Origin of the sequence: Carboxylicivirga taeanensis, assembly GCF_051851475.1 — a bacterium.
In the GTDB taxonomy this organism is placed as follows: domain Bacteria; phylum Bacteroidota; class Bacteroidia; order Bacteroidales; family Marinilabiliaceae; genus Carboxylicivirga; species Carboxylicivirga taeanensis.
This window is the reverse complement of record NZ_JBPUSJ010000003.1, coordinates 43542-65056: the sequence shown is the minus strand read 5'-3', so window position 1 is coordinate 65056 and position 21515 is coordinate 43542. Positions and strand designations below refer to the sequence as shown.

The window sequence follows — 21515 nt, the reverse complement described above, 5'->3', positions numbered from 1 at the left end:
TAAGTTTGCTGTAACCCTTGTATTAATGGTTTATATGACGTTTATTGAGGATTATTCGTAACGGGTATCCTGTTCGTTTTGGTGTTCACTATCAATCTTTAGCATGATTATTGGAGAGGCGTCAACCTGCTCAATATCTAATATAGAAACTAAAGTGTCCAAACCTTTTTCTAATAGTACTAATTGTTCGTTATCTAAACCTTGTAATTGTGTAGATAATTGTTCGTGTAGCAATGGAGGAATCAGTTTGAGTAATTCATCACCCGAAGAGGTTAGTACAATGTTGGCAACGCGCTTGTCTCCGGCTTTGGGCAGGCGGGCCAGGTAGCCTTTCTTTTCAAGGCGGTTGATAATGCCGCTCACGGTGCTGGAGTTGAGGTTGACAAACTTGCGAATATCACTCTGTGTGGCCTGATAGTTAGGCGATGACTTAAGAAAGTTAAGGCACAGAACCTGAGGAATGCTTACGCCGTATTCTTTCTGTATCTTCTTCGATTCAATATCAATTGAACGAACGATCTTTCTTATCTTAATTAAGATTTCTTGTGTATCCATTTGATGAACTTTAATTTTACCTTGAGGGCTTAAAGGTAAGTGTTTTATTGGTAAAGAGGGAGTTTGCGGCTTTAAATGTAAGGATGGATTATTTGTGTATGCTCGCCTACTTAAGCGCCATGTAAGGGATACGGTGTGTTCTATTAGAAGAGATTGTTTGTGTTGAAGCTATTGCTCGCGTTTGCGATTGAGCTGGCGCACCAATTTTTTGTCCAGCTGGTATACATCATTAAAAAAGTATGGAGTGGCATGAGGAGTGGCATCGCAGGTTAGGTAAATAATTAGTGTAGGCACTCCGTTGTTCAATACAATGGTTTTAGATTGTTTATCTTTTAAATAGTCCTCAATAGACTGCCGGGTGTAGCCTTGCTCTTTTAAAAGTAATTCGGCCAAAACTATGGGTTTCTCAACCCGAATACAGCCATGACTAAAGGCCCGGCTGCTTTCACCAAAGAGTGATTTCGTTGGAGTATCGTGCAGATATACCGAGTATTTGTTGGGCAAAATGAATTTAATCTGCCCTAAGGCATTATTGGGGCCTGGCTTTTGCAAAATTGTATATGGAAAGTTCGATGCGGTGTATACACTGAAGTCTGTTTTTGAAGGATCGACCTCTTTTGCGCCTTGCATTAGTACCATGTTTCTCTTTTGAAGGTAAAGGCTGTCTGTTTTTAAGGCCGGCAATATTTCATTAGTGGCTATTGAGTGCGGGATATACCAGGTTGGATTAAGTACAATATATCTTATATAAGAGGAGAAAACCGGGGTAGGCGTGTGTTTCGTGCCAACAATTACATGGCAGCTAAACTTCACACTATCAGACTCTATCAGTTGCAGGGTGTAACTGGCTATGTTGATGAGAATAAAAGTATCGGGGACGCTGTTATCCAGCCAGCGGACTCGTTCCAGGTTGGATCTTAATCTGTCGATTTTTTCTTGTGCCGATACGTTAAGAGCAGTATAAGTGGTTTGATTTGCTATTCCATCTGCCGGCAGGCCGTTATGCAGTTGGTAACTCACTAAAGCTTGCTTTAGTTCTTCGTCAAATAGGTCATTTTTGGAGGTTATTGGGTAATCATCCATTAGCAGGCGCTCCTTTAGCAGGGCAACATCTGGCAAGGAATCTCCTTTTTTTAGCGCGGTAGGCGGATAGCTCAAAAATGGAGGTGACGTATTGGTATGTACTGCCGCGTTGTAATGAATTAGTAATTGCTTTAAGCCTTTGTAAATGCCTAACTGAGAGCGTGTGCTGTCAATACTGGCTCGCAGGTGGAATCTTTGCAGTGCTGTTTTTAGGTTAAAATGGTTTTTATCCGGCGTTGGTTGCAGGCTGTAGTCCCAATTGATGGTGGTATCATTTTGATTGACTTTGCCGTGTGTGAGATGGTGCGTATAACTCAGTGCGGCATCAGTCATCAGCAGGTCCATGAACGCCCTGTAGCTGCCGGGATGCTCGGGTTGGGGTATGGGATCCGCAATGTAGTTCGCAATAATGTCATGGTGATAGTCATTGGGAGTTAAGCCGTCATAAGAGGCGTCCTCAAGAATCTGTACTAACTCCAGTTGGTTGTGTCGACTCAGCCAAATAGGGGCATAGCTGTTTTCTATGTAAAGAGTTTTTATAAGCGGATTGCTGAATAGCTTATGACCGGCAAGGGTTAGTTGTTCATGTGTATCGAGCTGATGTATCAGTCGCGCAATAAATGAGTCGACCGGCAGTGTTTGGGCTGGGTGTTTGCCGCCTGGCACCGCCTGTAAAGGCATCGGCCAGTTGAATGGAGACAGCTGAAGCTCACATATTACTATTATTATTATGCCTAACACTGCCAGCCTCATACCACACTCTTTTAATGGAGGTAGTAATTTACCAAAAAATCAGCTGAAGATCGATGTGCTTTTGACCGATGATAATTTGGGGTGATAGATAAACAGAAGTGTGCCGTTTTTTATTGCGTCGATAACGTACTGGTAGTTGGCAGAAGGAATGGCCGGGCAACCAAAACTTCTTCCTAATCGCCCGTGCTGTTTGATAAATGCTTCTTCAGCATAGCTTGCTTTATGAATAACAATGTGCCTTTCTCTGGCGAGATCGTTAATGCCTTTTTGCAGGCCATCTAGTTTTAATGACAGACCATGCTTTCCGTAATAGGTCTCACCCGTTTTAAAGTAGCCTAAGCTGCTTTGGAGGCTATTGGCAACGTTGGAGAATTTTTCAGCATTCAGCAGGCCACTGTTTTTGCCATGGGCTACATAGTTTTGATAGATGATCGTTTGCTTGTCAATATCAATTACAAAGAAGCGTTTCTCTGTTGATGGTTTGCTGAAATCAACCACCGAAATAATATTTTTCCCGAATTTTATCGAATCTTTTAGTTGCAGCCAGCCTTGGTAGGCTTGTTCAAAAACTTCAGGCCGCAAATCAGCGTTGCTAAGCTCCTGATAAATGGAGAAAGTACTATTTACTGGCTCCACTGTCTTGTCAACAGGTTTAACGGGTTCGCCAGCCCATCCTTTTAAGGACAGAAAAAAAATTAGGAAAGTCATGATCATTTTTCAACTCTTCAAATCAACCACTAAATGATAATCAAAATCTTTCATTTGAAACTTACAGGGCCAAAGATATAAAAAGAATAAGACGGATGGCCTAATGCATTGATAAATATAAATCTAGGCTTTGTTGGGGTGTTATAAAACAGGGGAGGAAAGTCGCGATTTAAATGCAGAAGTCACTCACTCAAAACCCAAGCGTCTGCATGTGTTTATCGAGCTCTCTCCATGTTTTGTTTTTGCTGAATGAAGCCGCTTCTTCAGCACTAAAATTCAGGAAAAATAGCTGATACATGCCAAGGCGTTTGATGCGTTTTTTCAAAATGGCATTCTTTTTATTTTCTTCAGCTACCATGCCGGCATAAAGCACAGTTAGCCATTGTTCAATCAGTAGCGCATCGTTCCATTTGTAGTTTTGTGCCAGCTGGTCGATAACAGTGGCAGCTGTGTTGTCAGGTTCTTTTTGTGCCAGGCGGTACAATACCAAAAAGTCATTGTATATTTTTCCTTGTGGATACCGATAGCTGAGTAGCTTAAGCTGCGTAAAATACTCAATATCCAGTGGAGCTGTTTGGCTCGTTTCATCGACAAGAAAGACACACCACTCATCAAATTTACCCCTGTCAAAAACTACTTTCCGATTGTTTTTCAGAGATTTGACTAGTATCGCCATGCTGCACTCTTTTACCTAAGAAAAATGGTTGGTTCTTCACCAGCAACATTTTTCCTGAGTGATAATTCTTTAATAATGTTTTCTTTTTCTTCATTGCTCAGTGTTGACCACTTACCGGCTTCATCAACGGTTCTTCGGCATCCGAAGCAAATGCCTTTGCTATCATACTGACACACGCTAATGCAAGGTGATTGTATCTCTTTCATGTTTTTTTAATTGTTTGTTCAATAACGCACAGGACGCATTTTAAGTTTAATTTAACAAGTGAAAACTTTAAAAATGTATAAAATATTAGAGACAGCACTATTTTTACTTGTTGAGGTTTCATAGGCTGAATGGATTAGCATAACTTTACACTCTATGACTGATAATTCTGGCAAAGTACTTAAAAGCATCCGGCCCGGTCGAATTACCTTCCCTATTTTGATAGGTTTAGGGGTGACCGCCTATTTTCTGTATCAGGAGTTTGATCCAACCGTTTTGGACCATTTTCAGTTTACTATACAATCCCTTTTCTGGTTTTTTATTTCGTTTTTAATGATGGCCGTCCGTGATTTAGGTTACATGATCCGGATTCGCTTACTAACCAATAATCAGCTCAGCTGGCGAAAGGCATTTAATACCATTATGCTTTGGGAGTTTACCTCGGCTGTAACGCCGTCTGCCATTGGTGGCACAAGTGTTGCTATATTCTTTATTAATAAAGAGGGCGTAAAGTTGGGGCGGAGTACAGCTGTTGTTATGGTGACCTCCTTTCTTGATGAGCTCTATTTTATTATCACTTTTCCCCTGATTCTGCTGTTTATTGGGCGAACAGATATTTTTGCCTTTGGGGATAGTATGATGGAAGGCCTGCCATGGTATAAAAACCAGTTTTTTATGTTTGCACTGGTTGGGTACTTTTTAAAACTGGCTTACACGGTGGTAATTAGCTATGGACTATTCTTCAATCCGCGTGGGTTAAAGTGGCTTTTGCTTTGGATTTTCAAACTGCCAATTATCAAACGGTGGAGGCCGCAGGCCAACGAGTCTGGTTCTGATTTAATTGCCACCTCTGATGAGTTTAAGCGTTGGCCGTTTTCCAACTGGTTAAAAGCATTTGCAGCAACAGCCTTGAGCTGGACAGCCCGTTATTGGATCGTTAACTCCCTCATCCTGGGTTTTTTCGGTATTCATCTCCTAGGCTGGGATGATCACATCCTGATTTTTGGTAAGCAGCTGGTGATGTGGATCATGATGTTGGTGAGCCCAACGCCCGGAGGCAGTGGCTTTGCCGAGTGGGTATTTAAAGAGTTTTTAGCAAACATGATTCCTGTTGGTACAGGCATGGCAATGGCTTTTATGTGGCGTTTGGTCAGCTACTATCCTTATTTGGTGATTGGCGCCTTTGTAGTGCCCAAATGGATCCGGAAACACTTCATTAATAATTAATTCTATTTGACAAACTAGTTGTTTTTAGTGATGAAAGACTGTCCCTGAACAAGGGTATTCCGTAACTTGCTTATCATTAAATAAATAGCTATGTCCTTTGTCAAGTATGTTCTCGCGCTTATCATAAGCTTGTTGCTTATTTCTGCTGGCTGTCAGCAACAGCGGGCAAAGGATAAGAAGAAGCTTAATGAATCGCCCCGGGAACTGGTTATCTACTGCGAAAATACCATGCTTAACATGGTTGTCGACCTGAAGAACTTGTTTGAACAGCAATATGATTGCAAGGTGATTATTCAAAACGACTGTTCTAAAAACCTGATGGGGATAATTAATTATGCCGCTAAGGGCGATATTTATATTCCCTCTTCATCGGCAAGCTTTAGTCAATTTGAACAAAATACAGGCTATCATTTGGTTGATTCATTGTTTTTGGGTTATAATCATTTGGTTTATATGGTAAAAAAAGGGAATCCGAAGGTGTTTAACGGGACCATCGCTCCGCTCATGCGTAAAGGTAAGTATGCCGTGGTAATTGCCAATCCGGAAACCAGCTCGTTGGGGTTTGAAACCAAGCTGTTTCTCGAGAAACAAAATGCTTACGATAAAGTGCTTGAAAGTGTTGTGTCTTTAACATCGGACTCAAAAGGGCTGGTTAATGTGCTGAAAGGTGACCAGGCAGATGTTGCTCTTAACTGGCAAAGTAATCTGCAGATTAATGGGAATAAAGAGCATATTGAAGTTATTGCGCCTCAGTCGCCCTATAATAATGCGATACCAATGTATGCAGCCGTAATTTCGTGCACGACTGAACCCTTAATGGCCAGAGCCTTTCTGCATCTGGCAGCACAGGAATTGACGGAGTCCACCTTAAGTCGTTATGGTTTTACGAAAAGACCCACTATTATTTTTTAAATTACTTCTAAAATTCTATTTTTAGAGAAATTCCTATTTGTGAGTAAGAGCAGTAAACAAATTAAGTTATCCTACTTTAAAGAGCCTATTATTAACAAGTTATACTTGTTGTTGGCTATATTTCTTTTAACAATTGCTACCATTTTAACGATTGAAAATTATTTTGATCGCTCATATAGTTCAAAATACAGGAGTGCAATTGAAAATCAGGAAAAACTTCTGAAATTGGAGAGTATGCTGAATCACAGTTTGTTAAAACTGAATTTAGCTTTTAAATCATATGCTTCCATTAACCTGGTAAAAGCGCTCGAAAACAATGATGCCGATATTGAAGCTCTCACCAACAAAAGTAAGGCCATTCTTAAGGTTATTGATCAGGGAGGTGTGATTGAAGACGTGAGGCCCGTTAAGGACTATTCTAAAGATTCCATCACTATTCGTATTCAGTACTTCGAAGATGAGTTTACCGGAAGTATATCCGAAGTAAGTGATCTGGTTCCTATAATTGATGACCTGTATAACCAGGCGGCACGTATTTCCGATCAGGTATTGAAAAACATAACCGTTCATGGTGGCGAAAATGAGCATTTAAAGGGTAATGTGGCCCAACTAATAAAGGGTGCTGACCCCGAGTTTGATCGGATGCTAGAAATTGAAAACACCATTGCCTATGAAATTAATAAGCGACTGGTCAGCCTCAACAACCGTGCAATTAATATTCTAAGCCGCTACAATAAGCTCAAGTATACATCGCTTATTTTGTTTACCTTATTTGTTATTTTTCTTTCCTACTTTCTTTTCTCACAAATCAGAAACGTTATTCTCTACCGCAAAAAGGCAGAGGAGAACAATAAGAAATTAATTCAGGCCGTAGAGCAAAGTCCAATTTCCATTATGATTACTGATACGCAGGGGAATGTGGAGTATGTAAACAAAGGATTTAAATCCTTGGAAGGCTTCTCGAAAAGTGATTTAGAGAGCGGACAGGCGAACTTTTTCCAGATACAAAATGACAAGAATGAACTGGCCAGTATGCTGTGGCAGACCATCCAGGAAGGAAAAGTTTGGCAAGGAGAAATATCCAGTAAAAAGGAAGATGGCAGTATTTTTTGGGAGAAAGTGTTGATATCACCAGTTCTCAGTAAGGATAACACCATTTCCAATTATGTGGCCATTAAAGAGGATACCACCGAGAAAAAATTATTAACGGAATCGCTCAAGGAATCAAATAAGGCTTTATCCACCATTACTGATAATCTGCCTGTTGGTGTAATGATTGTGGATAAGGATAAGCAGATTATCCAAATTAATAAAACGGCCTCTAAAATTATGGGCTTTGCTAATAGCGATGAAGCATTAAACCACCTGACCAATACATCTTACGATCAGCTGTTTTTTACCAGTAAGAGAGAAGAGTATAAGGATGAGCAAACGGGCGTGATAGTGGCCTCACTGGAAGAGCGTCTGGAGTTAAAAGAGAATAACATTTCCCGCGAGATTCTGAAGAATATTATCCCGATATCTCTGGATCAAAAAGAGGTATTTCTCGAAGCCTTTATGGATATTAGTGCTCAAAAAGAGATTCAAAAGAAAGAGGCCGAATCCAATAAAGCGAAATCTGAATTTCTGGCCAATATGAGTCATGAGATCAGGACTCCAATGAATGGCATTATTGGAGCGACAGAGCTATTGGGAAAAACCCGGATGAGTAAAGAGCAAAAGAATGTGGTATCAATAATTGGCCGCTCTTGCGATAACCTGCTCAATATCATCAATGATATTCTTGATTTCTCAAAGATTGAAGCCGGGAAGATGAAGATTGAGTCTTACGCTTTTAATCTGCGTTCAACGGTAGATTACCTGATGGATCAGATGTCGTTTCGCTCCTTAGAGAAAGGGATAGAAATATTGCACGATGTGGAAGATACGATTCCACCGGTATTGATTGGCGATGAAAGTCGTCTCATACAGGTGTTGGTAAACCTGATGGGGAATGCTGTTAAGTTTACAGCAGAGGGAGAAGTGGTGCTGAAGGTTGAAATAGAACAGCAAAAAGGTACCAACCTGATGCTGCATTTTTCGGTGGAAGACTCCGGCATTGGGATTCCGAAAAACAAGCTCGAAAAAATATTCGAGTCCTTTACGCAGGCTGATGGCTCCACAACCCGCAAGTTTGGAGGAACAGGGCTGGGGACCAGCATCTCAAAAATGTTGGTTGAACTAATGGGTGGAAAAATATGGGTAGAGAGCCCCAACCCAAATTTTATGTGGTCGAAAGAAAATCCGGGTTCGGTGTTTCACTTTACGCTGCCTTTTGTTATCGATAAGAACCACAAAAGCATGGATATTAACACGGATCAGTTTGACCATATCAATACGCTGATTGTTGATAACCATAAGACGAACCTGCTGTTGCTGAAGAAAACCCTTAATAACTGGCAAATAAAATCCGATACAGTTAACGACGAAAAATCGGCCTTGAGCATGCTGGAAGAGCATTCGGAGTTTAACTTGATGATCATTGACAGCCACGTATTCAGTAAGGCGGATGACAATTTTCTGAAGCTGGTAAAAAAGAAGCAAAAAGGCATTAAAATCATCCTCTTCTCATCCGAAAACAGGTGGAAAACTTCAGATGGCTTTAAAGGGGTTGATACGGTGCTGCAGAAACCGGTTAAGCATGCCGATTTGTTTAGTGCTATTGAAAAACTGTTGGTAGAAGGTAAGAATGAGATAAGTTCAGCCGAAGCCCAGGTTGCTGAGTTAAAAGAGCGCATCAAGAATAAGCAGATTTTGTTGGTAGAGGATAATATTATCAATCAAAAAATCGCTCAAAAGATGCTGTCGCGATTAGGCTTGCTGACCAGTATAGCCAACAACGGGCAGGAGGCAGTGGATATCCTAACCGGCCAGGAGAAGGGAAAAATTGACCTTGTATTTATGGATGTGCAAATGCCGGTGTTAAATGGTTTGGATGCTACGCGTAAGTTACGTGAAGAAAAGGTGGATTTGCCTATCATAGCCATGACGGCCAACGCTCTTAAAGGAGACCGCGAAGTATGCATTGAGGCAGGTATGAACGACTATATTGGAAAACCTGTAAAAATGGATGACCTGGAGAATATCATCGTCAAATGGTTATAACTCTACCAATTTTCCGTTTAGTACAACAGCGTCTAAATGCATGTTTTTAGCCGAGCGCATGGCACCTTTCGTTGTATGCACAATGGGTTCGCCTCGTACGTTAAATGACGTATTTATAAGGGCCTTTATGCCATATTTATCGTCCAGATGGCTGAGTAAGGCATGCATGTAGGCGTTGTCTTTTTCGCTGATGGTTTGAATTCTGGAAGTGCCATCCACATGAACAACGCCTTCGATCTCTTTTTGCTTATCGGGAGCAATTTTAAAGTCGAGCAGCATGTATTTGGCCAGATGATGCACGGATGAACGTTCCGTAAAATAGCTGGCATTTTTTTCGAGCATAACTGGCGCTACCGGGCGGTACCACTCTCTTTTTTTGTGGGTTATACTCACTTTGTCAGCCAGTTTTTTTGAGTTAGCCAATGCCAATATTGAACGGTTGCCTAAGGCTCTTGGGCCAATCTCAGCCGCATTGTTACATACGGCCACTACCTTGTTTTGCACAAGGGCCTGGGCACAAGCCTCAATATCTGCACGATTAAAATTGCATGCATTGCTTTCCAGCTGCCAGTTATTGAGGTAAGGCGAGTGGAAATTGATTTGCTTATGCTTATTCCACTCACAAAGAGCGGCGGCTCCCAGTGCGAGTCCACTGTCCTCGGTGCAGGGAGGAATAAACACGTCTTCAAATAATCCGCTATCGACGATTTGTGTGTTAGCTACAATGTTAAGGGCCGAACCTCCCGAATAATAGAGGTGCTTGTAGGCGCCTTGCTGCTGTAGCTGCTGAAGTTTGGTGAACAGTTCCCGCTGGAAAATGCCTTGCATGGTGGCTACAATGTCTTGTAAAAAGGAGTTGTGCTCACTCAGGTGTTGCAGGGAGATGTTGAAATCTGCTTTGGCGGCTTCGAAAAACCGTTTCTTCGAGTGCCAGATATCAGCAAAGTAATCATTGGTAACCAGCCAGCTTTCGAGATCTTTTTGATAGGTGCCGAATGCAGCCAGCCCCATCATTTTGCCGGGCACGCTGTTTTGCTCCTTAAATTTTGCACCAATAATGCCAAATACCAAAGCATTGGCGTTAAAAAGGCCCGATAGGTATCTGAAATTCCAATGGTGCTCAATTGGCTGCAGCTGATGGTTATGGTAAGAAAATGCAGAGAAATTACTCAGACTGCCACCACCATCAAAATGTACAAGTAGGCTATCGTTTTTATAGGCTCCATAAAAGGGCAGGCAGGCGCCCACGTGAGCCAGCTCGTGATTTATAGCATAGGCTTCCTTTTCTTTATCGAGCCACCAGCAGCGACCTTTTTCTGGATGAACGGCTAAGCCCTCGTTCAATGGCGCTTCGAATCGAAAGCGTCCACAACTGGATATAAAGCTTCGGCCCACCACATTGTCAACAAAAACCAAATCGTAGTCGGTGCTTTTTAATAAGCCGGCCTCTTTTAGCAGCTGGTAAAGTTGTTCGTGCAGCCTGTTATCGTGTTTCCGTCGTGTTAAACGCTCCAGTGTCAGGTGTTTCAGTACACGGCCCTCGCTCATTAGTGTTACAGCATGATCGTGCACATAAAATGGGGTGTCACTGTTAATGCGGTCTTGTATCCCGTATATGGCTAAAGTAGGCTTTGAGGCATTCATTAGTTGCTAAATAAGAAATTGACCGGCAATGGTAATGGCCACCAGTATAAAAAGAAATAACTCCTGTATAAAGCGTCTTTTTATCAGCGACAGAAAGCGCCCTACAACAATGGATGTACCAATGGCCCAAACAGGCATCACCTCCAAAGAGTAATAAGGAGTGATGGCGGCTACAACACACAGAACAATTAGCCAGATAAAAATTCGGAAGTGCTTGCGTGTGATGATTTTTATGGCAGGCAGGATGCGCACAACTGATAAAATAGATATAAACACCAGAAATATGACAAAGCCATTATAGATCTGAGAGTATATGGAGTGATCAAAAAAGGCAATGGGTGAAATGAAGTTTTCAAAAATTGTCTCCATAAACCAACCGGCCTTATTAAACCAAAAGTAATAGGCAAACGAAAACAGGTAAGGCAAGGCTACACCTAATAGCGACGCTATTAAACAGCGCATCGTCATTAAGCGAAGTATGAACATGATCATCCACAGAAAGGGCACAAAATAAATTCCCTTGGCATAGAATAAAGTCCCCAAGGATAAAAAGAAGGAGGCCTCAAAACACCAGGTCATGGCTTTTCGCTGTCCGGCAGCACTAAATAAACGCTCAATGGCCAGCATGAATAATGGTGTGAAAAACCATACGGGATGCAGCTTTTGAGCCATCAGGTAGCCACTTACCATCAGCATGTAGATAAACCCCGGCAGATTCGTTTGTCCGTTAAATAAACTATAGCGGTTAACAACCCGGTTGACACTAAAAATCATTATCAGTGCAATCAGCAGGCTGATAACCGATGCAAGCAAATGTTTGCTTTTTAGAACACTAATCACCAAATCCCATAGCGGCATTGGGTTATGGTCGTATGGAAAACTGGGTGACTGGTCAAACAAAAGGGAATTGACCCAAAAGCCAATGAGCAATAAAGGCATCAGGGCCAGGGCAACAATGTCGTTTCTGTTAAGCGTTCTAAAAAGCATAATAATTAAAGGTCAAATCCAATATCCGAACGGAAATATTTTCCTTCGTAATTGATGGTTTGTGCGTTTTTGAAAGATTGTTTTAAGGCTTCATCTTTGTTAGTTCCGTAGGCGGTAAGGGCAATCACCCGGCCTCCTGCTGTAACTACTTCGCCATCTTTTTGAGCTGTTCCGGCATGAAAAACCAGTCCTTCAGTAATGGCATCAAGGCCGCTGATTACTTTGCCTTTTTCATAAGAACCCGGGTAGCCACCAGACACACACATAACTGTTGTAGCACTGCGCTCATCCACCTCAATGGTTTTCTTGCGGAGCTCACCTGCTGCAACTGCTTCAAATAATTCGACTAAATCTGATTTGATACGTGGTACTACCACTTCGGTTTCAGGATCGCCCATGCGCACGTTGTATTCGATCACAAATGGTTCTCCTTCCACACTCATTAAGCCAATAAAAACAAAGCCTTTATACGGGATATTGTCTTTTTTCAGGCCTTCCACAGTTGGCAGCACAATGCGTTCATGAACCTTTTTCATAAATGTTTCATCGGCAAACGGAACTGGAGATACAGCTCCCATACCACCAGTATTAAGGCCTGTATCGCCTTCACCAATGCGCTTATAGTCTTTTGCCTCGGGCAATACTACATATCCATGGCCATCGGTCAATACAAATACCGACAGTTCTATACCACTTAAAAACTCTTCGATTACAACCGTGCTGGATGCATCACCAAATTTACCGCTTAGCATTTCTTTCAGTTCAGCTTCTGCTTCAGCCAAATCATCCAGAATTAACACCCCTTTACCAGCTGCCAGTCCGTCGGCTTTAAGTACATAAGGTGCTTTAAGTGTTTTGAGGAACGCGATGCCTTCATCAAGATTTGATTGCGTTACTGATAAATAGGCTGCTGTAGGGATGTTGTGACGCATCATAAACGCCTTGGCAAATTCTTTGCTGCCCTCCAATTGAGCACCTTCTTTACCCGGACCAATTACCGGCACATGTGCTATTTGTTGGTCGTTTAATACGAAATCTTTAATGCCCCTTACCAATGGTTCTTCGGGCCCTACCACAATCAAGTTAATGTTTTTGTCCATCACAAATGTTTTGATTGCCTCAAAATCATTTGGGTTGATGTTAACATTTGTTCCCACCAGGGCAGTGCCGGCGTTTCCTGGTGCAATAAAGAGTTGTGTTAATCTCTCACTTTGAGCCATTTTCCAAGCCAGCGCATGCTCACGTCCTCCAGAGCCTAAAAGTAAAATGTTCATGTTGCATTAATTAGTGTCAGAATATAGAAAACGGTTGTCCATACCCTGGTTATTGTGTTAATGTTTCTGTTAATCAAACAAGTTTCAAGCCTTCTACATTTCCAGCTTTTTAAAGCAATACCCTTCCTTTAACAGATGGTCCAAAGCAGCGGGTAACGCGTAATGGAGCCGTTTCCAGGCTTTTTTCGAATCGTGAAAAACCAGGATAGAGCCATTGCGAGTGTATTGTAGCACATTGTTGAGCACCTCTTGCGGTGACAGGCGGTTATCATAGTCCATCGATAAGACATCCCACATCACAATGTGCTTAAATTGCTGCTTCAGTTCTTTCATATACCAGGGATAGAGCTGTCCGTGTGGCGGACGAAATAGTTCCCCTGGAATATGTGGCCGAGCCTTCGCAATATTGTTAAAGTACGCCTCCCGTGAACATTTCCACGCCGGCAAATGGTTATAAGCATGGTTGCCCACGCTATGTCCTTTTTGGATGAGTTCCTGAAGCAACCCACTGTTTTTGTGTGCATTTTCACCCACACAAAAGAAGGTGGCTTCAATATTGTATTGCTCCAGCAGCTCCATCACCCAGTTGGTTTCTTTCTCTACCGGCCCATCGTCGAAGGTAAGGTAGAGCGTTTTATCCGTTCTTTGGCCCCGCCACAAGGTGTGGGGAAATAAGGCTCTGACAGCTGCTGGTGGCTGAACTTTCCAATTCATGGTCTATTCATTGAAGAAGCCCATACGTGTCAGGTTCTTCTCATAATCTTTTTCAAGGAGCTTCATCAAGTCCTCACGGTTATATTTCTGTGCCATTTTGACTAGCTCCATGTAGATGGCCATTGCTGTTTCCGGATCACGCCCTGCTGATGCGCGTTTATAGGCTGGCAGGGAATTAAAATATTCCATCTCTTTCAGGCGGTCGCTGGCCAGTTCTTTTAAAATGTCATCTCCTTTTGCATCTTCGCCAATACGGAAATAGCCTTCGGCCAGAAAAATACTGAAGTAGTTGTGTGGTACTCGTTCACCACTCAATACTTCCATGCTCTTATCAAGTACGTTGAGGGCCTTATCTTTCTTGCCTTCATCGATTAACGATGTGGCCAGGCGCGACAGGTTATTACGGATATTGGTAGCCATGCGCTGGTGGTTTTCATCCAGGTAAACATTAGGGTTATCAAAGCCTCCCCATTTAAAATCCTCCATTACGTGCTGGTACATTCGCTCGGTATCCACACGACCGTATTGTCCGTCGTTGGTTACCGTTTTTATAGGCACCACCTGGTAGGCAAACCCTTCCAGCTGGAAGTAATCTTCCAGACTCACGTAGTTATCTGCGCCTACAGTTACAGCAAAGTAAATAGGGCGTTCCCAATCGTTATTTGAAAGCAGATCCAGAATCATTAATTCATTTTTAAGGATCATGTCTTTTTGCAGATTGATATCCACTTTTTTCGTAATCAGGTGAGCGGCATCTTCCGATACAATGCCACGCTGAAGCACCTTTAAACTGTCAGCAGGCAGGCTAAACTGCTTAGAAGGCAGGTATTCGATGTACCCGGCATATTCAGGCACCTGCTTGGTTTTGGGATTATCACTGGCTACAAATTTGATGGCTTCTTTCAGGTCAACAGCTCCTTTTATTCTATCCAAAAGGTAGACCACATCGCGACTGCCTGTAACGTACTGGTCGTGATTCAAAGAGAAAGGCATTGGATCGGACTTGTAAGCTTTACGTTTCATCTGGTCGATGTACCAGTCTGTTTGCAGGTAGCTAAGGTTACATACCCGCACATCGGTGCGAATGCCTTCCACTTCCTGAGCGTACCACAGCGGGAATGTATCATTGTCGCCGTTGGTAAACAAAATGGCATTGGGCGCACAGCTGTTGAGGTAGTTGTGTGCCAAATCGCGCGCAATGTATCTCTCAGAGCGATCATGATCATCCCAGTTTTCGTTTGCCATGATGCCCGGCACCAATACTAAGGATAATCCGGTGGCTAAACTGGCTGCTACCGAGCCAGGCACAAAACGTTTAATCCCATCCACAATGGCCAGCACTCCTAAACCAATCCATATGGCGAAGGCGTAGAATGAGCCGGCATATGCATAGTCGCGCTCACGCGGTTGCAGAGGGGTTTGGTTCAGGTAAAGCACAATGGCTAATCCGGTTAAAAAGAACAGCAGTGATACAATCCAAAAACCTTGCTTGCCGTTTTTGCCGGCATTGAACTGAAAAAAGAGTCCGGCCAGTCCCAAAATGAGGGGCAGCATGTAGTATTTATTGCGGGCCGGGTTGTTTTTGTAGAGGTCGGGTAATAATTCTTCTTTACCCAAACGCGCTTCGTCCAAAACTTTGATGCCCGATATCCAGTTGCCTTTATGTATTTCTCCATTGCCCTGAATATCGTTCTGACGGCCTGCAAAGTTCCACATAAAGTAACGGACATACATATGGTTAACCTGGTAGTTCCAGAAAAACTTAAAATTCTCCCACATGGTAGGTACCATTAGAGTGCCTGGGCGTCCGGTTTCATCTTCTACGGTCACTCTTTTACCCTTCAGGTTTGTCCATTTCTTGTATTCGTTGACATGTCGTCCTTCGCGGCTATACATGCGTGGAAACATGGTAGTGGTGCGTGTATCAAACACATACTCCGGACGGTGATCAACGGTTTTGTATTCTCCGTCTTTTTTAATGCGCACAGGGGCACCTTCCTGATTGCGCATGGCTTCGCGGTCCAACGGTGAGTTGTAGTTCTGTCCGAAAAAGAGTGGGCGGTCACCATATTGCTCGCGGTTGAGGTAGGACATGAGTGAGAACACATCTTCCGGTGAGTTCTGGTCCATTGGCGGATTGGCAAACGAGCGGATTACAATCATTGCAAACGAAGAGTAACCAATCATTATAACTGTTACTGCCAGTATGATTGTATTGGCAATCACCATTCGCTTTTTATAGGTGATGAGAATGCCGGCAACCAGCACAACTACCAAGAGTATCATGTAGAAAATGGCTCCTGAGTTAAAGGGCAGCCCAAAACCATTCACAAATGCCAGTTCAAACCAGCTGGCTACTTTTACTACGCCAGGAATAATTCCGTAAAGAATGCCACCAAGAATTACCGCGGAAATCGCCAAGGCTTTGATGGTGTTTTTTCGGTTTACTTCAAACATATTGAAGTAGTATACCATTACTATAGCCGGGATGGCCAGTAGGTTTAGCAGGTGAACTCCAATTGATAAGCCCATCAGGTAGGCGATCAGTATTAACCAACGGTTGGAGTAGGCTTGTCCCGCTACATTTTCCCATTTAAGAATGGCCCAAAAAACTACCGCTGTAAATAGCGATGACATGGCATACACTTCGCCTTCGACTGCTGAAAACCAGAAGGTATCAGAGAAGGTGTAGGCCAAGGCGCCCACTAAACCGGCGCCCATTACCGACCAGGTGCGCCAGATTGGAGGTTCTTCTTCAGTAATAAATATCTTTTTAGCCAGATGGGTTATGGTCCAGAACAGGAACATAATAGTCAATGCACTGGCCAGTGCTGACATCATGTTTATCATAAAAGCAACCGACGAGGGATCAGGAGCAAACAGGGAGAAAAAGCGACCCATGATCATGAAAAAGGGAGCACCGGGAGGGTGACCTACCAGCAGTTTATAGGAGGTAGAAATGAATTCACCGCAGTCCCAGAATGAGGCTGTCGGCTCAATAGTCATTGTATAAACGGTGGCCGAGATAAAAAAAGTGAGCCAGCCGAGTATTAGGTTTAATCGCGTATATTGCTTCATAATTACTTAATTTCAGTAAGATAGAGTCTTTTGTTAGATCGCAAAATATGTCAGTTGCTCAGACAAGTTCCAAAAATACAATTTTTTGTTTGTTTGGCCTTTACAATATTGCAATAATGGTAATTGACAACACCTTAATAAATTATTATACCTTTAAGAAAAAACGCGAGTGATGAAGATTTCAATCAGTAAGCCCATTCTAACGCTCATATTTCTGTTTTTAAGTGTTTTAGGTGCGGAGTCACAAACGATTAAACAACAACTGAAAGCCTATCGCGAAGAAGGGGTGAAAAAGGAATTGGATATAAAAGGCGTGAACCCCGAAGCGGTTATTACCTCTGCTCGTTACTTTCTTGGGGTGAAGCACCGGTTGGGTGGATTGGATCACGAAGGGCTCGATTGTTCAGGGCTTGTTTATATCAGCTTTCAGAAACATGGTATTTCCATGCCTCGTTCTTCGTCAGAGCAAGGCCGGTATGGCAAGCAGATTCATGCGAGAAATAGTTTAGAGCGGGGCGATTTGGTGTTTTTTCATATGAGCTGGAGTAAAAAACTGGTTAATCACGTGGGGATTTATTTAGGTGATGATGAGTTCATTCATGTATCAAGTTCGAATGGCTGTATTATATCAAAGCTGTCGGATAAGGATTGGAAAAAGGGATTCTTGTTTGGCACCAGGGTTTGGTAAATAGCTGGCTCTCCAATTCTTTGATGCCAGGTCAAAAATGGCTTGTGTGTCCATGTAGAATCACCCATCCTCCCTTTTTATTTTCCATTACCAGAGTAGAAATCCAATTTGACTCAATGGGTGATTGATTTTTCATGGTAACTTTTTCGCGACCATTCCAGATGCAAATGGCTTTGTACTTGCCTATTTCCCGAACTTTCACATGGCTTTCGCTTATTTCACTGCTTTCAACACTGGCGAGAAATTCCTGGTACATTTCCTTAAATTGTGCATAAGTGAAGTGCTCGCCATCGGCAATGTAACTGAATGATGCAGAGTTATCCCAGTATGACAATGTTTTTTCCAGGTCCTTTGACAGAGAAGCCTGTATCATGTCGTTAATCGTTGCGTTGATTTCTTTTTCGGCGCTCTGCCCATATGTAACAGGGAGGTTCCAGCTCAGAAAAATGATGGCCAATAATACTGCTGTTTTCATGGCGGTAAATTTTAGGTGTGAAAGTGCAAAGGTATTTATGAACGGATAGTGATGTCAATACTTGCTTTTCCCAGCTCTATAACTGATTGCTGATGCAGTGTAAATTTGGCAGTTTGATGCTGTTTGGGGAGTTTGTAACAAACCACATGCATTCCCAAAGAGAGCACTGGGAATGCATGTGGTTTGTTGATATATGTTTTTGTCGTTGAACGGCCTGCAAAAGCATGCACACTGCCTATGGCAGGTGTTTAAAGTTCAATGCCTAATGTGTTATAAACATTTTTTAGTTGTTCGTCAAGAGCGGGGTCTTTAATGGTGTTCAAAACCATCTTTAAAACCTGGCCTTTCTCCATTTCCTGTTGAAAAGCGCTTTGTGCAAAGCGCTGCTTTTGGCGCGGCAAAGCAGCATACCACAGCAGGTTATTCAGGTGGCGCTGAAGCAGTAAATCCGTATATTCAATAGCTTCAGACTGCAGACCGCATTCATGTAATAGATGAAGCAGGGGCAGGTTGCCACTGGCATCTGGAGCAACACCAATTGGGAGTTCCTTGAGGCTCTTCAATACCACAGCTTTTGCTTCCTCTGGTCGCTGCTGTTCCAGCAGGTCAGCCGCCAAAAGGTTCCCTATTTGTCGGTATTTAATCACATCAAAAGTGCGTCGGCAGTAATGATCGTAATAGGCAGTGTTACCATCGCCTAATTTGATTTTGTTTAAATAGGTATCCAATAAATGCTCCCTGTTATAAAAGATGGGTGCATTTGGGGCCTTGCGTTGTGGTACGAGTTTATAAACCAGGCCATCGTACCTGAGGTGATCTTCGAGCCCGTTAAATATATCAGGATTGGCCCCAATGGTAAAATATATTGGTCGTTGCCAGTTGTTGCTGGCCAAAATATCGAAGAATGCGATGTCGTTCTTATAAAGCACACGCTTCGGACAATGCCATTTAAGCGTATCATTTTGGTCATAGGGGAGCAAAAAGCGGTTAACAGGCGAAAAGTCTATCTTTTCCCCATTTTGCATGGGCAGTTTAGAGGTCTCTTTGTTACTGCCAATAAACTGTACCACACTCTGCAGGGGCGCGTACTCTTTGCTTTGTTCCAGAAGCAGCGCATAGTCTAACTCCCCGGTTTTATATCGTTGCTGAGAGATAGAAAGAGGGATGGGATCCGTTAGGTTAACAGCTTGTGCCAATTGTTGGATACACCAGTCTGCACCCATCAGTCCATAATTAATTACACGTATATCGGTTCGATAGCCTTCTACTTCCTGCACGTACCATAACGGATAGGTATCGTTATCGCCATAGGTAAAAAGGATGGCATTGGGTTCGCACGAGTTGAGATAGCTGCGTGCTTGTTCAAGGGCAAATGTCCGGTTTGAGCGATCGTGGTCAGCATAGTTTTGCGAAAGCATAAGAATAGGTGCGCCCACCGTTAACAACACTAAACCCATAGCAGCTGTAAGGTAGCTTTGGGTGTTCTTATAAATGAGGTGGGTGAGGGCAAATGCCCCAAATGCAATAAAAATAGCAAAGGCATAAAATGACCCCACAAAAGCATAATCGCGTTCTCTTGGCTCAAAAGGAGTTTGATTCAGGTAGAGAACAATTACGGGGCCGGTCATTAGAAGTAGCAGTCCGGTTACGGCCAGATACTTTTTGCTGTTTTTGCCGGCATTGATGAGGAAAATGATGCCGATAAGCCCAATCAATAATGGGAGCATAAAATACACATTACGCGCAGGATTACTGAGCGATAAGCTGTGTTGGTGACTGCCTTCAATGTTTTTATCGATAAATGGAATGCCGGTGATCCAATTGCCTTTGTGTATTTCGCCGTAGCTCTGTTCATCATTCTGACGCCCTGAAAAATTCCACATAAAGTAACGAATGTACATGTGGTTGATCTGGTAGTTGAAAAAGAATCTCAGATTGGTGATGAAAGATGGTTTTTTAGTGCTGTTGGGGTCGGCACCGGCCCACTGTTGGTAGCCATACTTATGGGTTGCGTTGTTACTGTGCATACGTGGAAAAACCCCACATCCCTTGTCATCATAGGCGTACTTGTTTGTTTTTTCGTATAATTCGTAGTTTTTACCGTTTTTCCGATAGGTATCAGTTGTTAATAGCTCACCAGTTGGAGTGTTATAATAGTGGCCATAAAGTAAAGGGTTTTGAGCGTATTGCTCCCTGTTCAAAAAGCTGTCTAAGGAAAAAACGGTTGATGGATTGTTGAGGTTAATTGGGGTGTTGGCATCAGCTCTGATGATGATCATGGCATAAGAAGAATAGCCAATCATAAACACTAACACTCCTGCAGCCAGTAAATGCTGCCAGTTATTGAGGTGGCGGGTTTTGAAAACGACAAAAAACAGGCCTCCAAAAAGTAGAGTGACAAACAAAAGTAACCCGGAGTTAATGGGCATTCCCCAGCTGTTGACCATCAAAATCTCGATCTTTTGTGCCAGCCACAGTCCATTTTGAATCAGGCCGAACAGCAGCAGTGCCAGAATGCCACCTCCAATAAGGAGCGCTTTAACAAGTAGTACCCAGGAGAATGGCTTTTGTCTCAATAGAATCAGGAGTACCAATACCGGAATAATTAGAAGGTTGAGCAAGTGAACACCAACAGATAAGCCCATTAAAAAGGTTATCAAAAGCAACCATCGGTTACTCAAGTGATTTTGTTCATGTGCTTCTTCCCATTTGAGGAATAGCCAAAAGCACAAGGCTGTAAAAAAAATGGACAAAGCATAGACTTCAGCCTCAACAGCCGAAAACCAGAAGGTGTCCGATACAGCGAAGGCCATGGCGCCAATTGCACATGAGGCAGCTAACAATACGTATTTGCCTACTGTTTGTGTGTATTGACTGAAAATGCGTCGCAGCATGTGCTCAGCAGAAAAATACAGCAGCATTATGGTGGCAGCTGATGCGAAAACAGATACCAGATTGGCTGTGTAGGCAATTTGCTCAGGGGAAAAGGCAAACAGGTTGAATAGGCGGCCTAAGAGCAAATAAAAAGGGGCGCCAGGTGGGTGTCCAACTTCCATTTTTGCCATACAGGCGATAAACTCACCACAGTCCCATAGGCTTACTGTTGGAGCCATCGTGCTCCAGTACAAAACTGTTGAGAGGATAAATAGGCTCCAGCCCAAAATCAGGTTTATTTTTTTGGTTGTGCTCATGATTCATTCGTCTAATTGGTTCTAAAGATAGCTTTTCTGAGGAATTCATGCAGACCTCTTCGTGTCATTATTGTTGGCTTAAAGGCGGTGTTGGGCCGCTGTCAGTTTTGCTGAAGAAAAATACGTGCAATAAAACTCTCTGTGCTTTACGGAGTAACATATTTCGAGTGATTTTTTTAATATTTTTTCTTGCATTGAAAAA

Annotated in this window: 16 protein-coding genes; 4 read left to right on the top strand and 12 right to left on the bottom strand. The window is 42.8% G+C overall.

The annotated features are described in order from the left end of the window. Nucleotides 1-51: 51 nt before the first annotated feature. The 5 genes from ACSX1H_RS05635 to ACSX1H_RS05615 all read right to left on the bottom strand — a co-directional run bounded on the left by ACSX1H_RS05635 (nucleotide 52) and on the right by ACSX1H_RS05615 (nucleotide 3981). The gene (locus tag ACSX1H_RS05635; RefSeq protein WP_439182817.1) at nucleotides 52-555 is read right to left on the bottom strand and encodes a MarR family winged helix-turn-helix transcriptional regulator; all 504 of its coding nucleotides are present in this window, start codon (nucleotides 553-555) and stop codon (nucleotides 52-54) included. 168 nt (nucleotides 556-723) lie between these two features. Beyond that, the gene (locus ACSX1H_RS05630) at nucleotides 724-2391 is read right to left on the bottom strand and encodes a L,D-transpeptidase family protein (protein WP_439182815.1); all 1668 of its coding nucleotides are present in this window, start codon (nucleotides 2389-2391) and stop codon (nucleotides 724-726) included. A gap of 39 nt (nucleotides 2392-2430) precedes the next feature. Further along, nucleotides 2431-3099 carry a murein L,D-transpeptidase catalytic domain family protein gene (locus tag ACSX1H_RS05625; protein WP_439182813.1) on the bottom strand — a complete coding sequence of 223 codons (669 nt, stop codon included), beginning with the start codon at nucleotides 3097-3099 and terminating at the stop codon, nucleotides 2431-2433. A 190-nt stretch (nucleotides 3100-3289) separates the two neighbouring features. Further along, complete coding sequence (locus tag ACSX1H_RS05620; RefSeq protein WP_439182811.1) at nucleotides 3290-3775, bottom strand: DUF7004 family protein; 486 nt, start codon at nucleotides 3773-3775, stop codon at nucleotides 3290-3292. An 11-nt stretch (nucleotides 3776-3786) separates the two neighbouring features. After that, nucleotides 3787-3981 (bottom strand): DUF1289 domain-containing protein, encoded by a 195-nt coding sequence (locus ACSX1H_RS05615; protein WP_439182810.1) that lies wholly within the window; start codon nucleotides 3979-3981, stop codon nucleotides 3787-3789. A 154-nt stretch (nucleotides 3982-4135) separates the two neighbouring features. Between ACSX1H_RS05615 and ACSX1H_RS05610 the strand changes: the two genes are divergently transcribed. The 3 genes from ACSX1H_RS05610 (at nucleotide 4136) to ACSX1H_RS05600 (ending at nucleotide 9262) form a co-directional block, all read left to right on the top strand. After that, complete coding sequence (locus tag ACSX1H_RS05610) at nucleotides 4136-5206, top strand: lysylphosphatidylglycerol synthase transmembrane domain-containing protein (protein WP_439182809.1); 1071 nt, start codon at nucleotides 4136-4138, stop codon at nucleotides 5204-5206. Nucleotides 5207-5296: 90 nt separating this feature from the next. Next, nucleotides 5297-6118: a substrate-binding domain-containing protein gene (locus ACSX1H_RS05605; protein ID WP_439182808.1), complete on the top strand. Its 822-nt coding sequence runs from the start codon at nucleotides 5297-5299 to the stop codon at nucleotides 6116-6118. Nucleotides 6119-6157: 39 nt separating this feature from the next. Then, entirely contained in the window at nucleotides 6158-9262 is a 3105-nt protein-coding gene (locus ACSX1H_RS05600; protein ID WP_439182807.1) for a PAS domain-containing hybrid sensor histidine kinase/response regulator, read from the top strand. On the opposite strand, the gene ACSX1H_RS05595 is transcribed toward ACSX1H_RS05600, so the two are convergent. From ACSX1H_RS05595 to ACSX1H_RS05575, 5 genes are all read right to left on the bottom strand, one after another. Beyond that, on the bottom strand, nucleotides 9257-10906 hold the full coding sequence (locus ACSX1H_RS05595) for a carbamoyltransferase C-terminal domain-containing protein (protein ID WP_439182806.1): 1650 nt from the start codon (nucleotides 10904-10906) through the stop codon (nucleotides 9257-9259). The genes ACSX1H_RS05600 and ACSX1H_RS05595 overlap by 6 nt on opposite strands. 6 nt (nucleotides 10907-10912) lie before the next feature. Further along, the gene (locus ACSX1H_RS05590) at nucleotides 10913-11893 is read right to left on the bottom strand and encodes a hypothetical protein (protein WP_439182805.1); all 981 of its coding nucleotides are present in this window, start codon (nucleotides 11891-11893) and stop codon (nucleotides 10913-10915) included. Nucleotides 11894-11898: 5 nt separating this feature from the next. Next, the gene (gene purD / locus ACSX1H_RS05585) at nucleotides 11899-13167 is read right to left on the bottom strand and encodes a phosphoribosylamine--glycine ligase (protein WP_439182804.1); all 1269 of its coding nucleotides are present in this window, start codon (nucleotides 13165-13167) and stop codon (nucleotides 11899-11901) included. Nucleotides 13168-13260: 93 nt separating this feature from the next. Then, the gene (locus ACSX1H_RS05580) at nucleotides 13261-13881 is read right to left on the bottom strand and encodes a polysaccharide deacetylase family protein (RefSeq protein ID WP_439182803.1); all 621 of its coding nucleotides are present in this window, start codon (nucleotides 13879-13881) and stop codon (nucleotides 13261-13263) included. Nucleotides 13882-13884: 3 nt separating this feature from the next. Continuing rightward, the gene (locus ACSX1H_RS05575) at nucleotides 13885-16959 is read right to left on the bottom strand and encodes a protein O-mannosyl-transferase family (RefSeq protein ID WP_439182802.1); all 3075 of its coding nucleotides are present in this window, start codon (nucleotides 16957-16959) and stop codon (nucleotides 13885-13887) included. A 172-nt stretch (nucleotides 16960-17131) separates the two neighbouring features. On the opposite strand from ACSX1H_RS05575, the gene ACSX1H_RS05570 reads away from it, so the two are divergent. Beyond that, entirely contained in the window at nucleotides 17132-17647 is a 516-nt protein-coding gene (locus ACSX1H_RS05570; RefSeq protein ID WP_439182801.1) for a C40 family peptidase, read from the top strand. A gap of 31 nt (nucleotides 17648-17678) precedes the next feature. On the opposite strand, the gene ACSX1H_RS05565 is transcribed toward ACSX1H_RS05570, so the two are convergent. Together ACSX1H_RS05565 and ACSX1H_RS05560 are read right to left on the bottom strand one after the other, a co-directional pair. After that, entirely contained in the window at nucleotides 17679-18122 is a 444-nt protein-coding gene (locus ACSX1H_RS05565; protein ID WP_439182800.1) for a nuclear transport factor 2 family protein, read from the bottom strand. Nucleotides 18123-18370: 248 nt separating this feature from the next. Then, nucleotides 18371-21313 (bottom strand): protein O-mannosyl-transferase family, encoded by a 2943-nt coding sequence (locus tag ACSX1H_RS05560; RefSeq protein ID WP_439182799.1) that lies wholly within the window; start codon nucleotides 21311-21313, stop codon nucleotides 18371-18373. Nucleotides 21314-21515 lie beyond the last annotated feature (202 nt).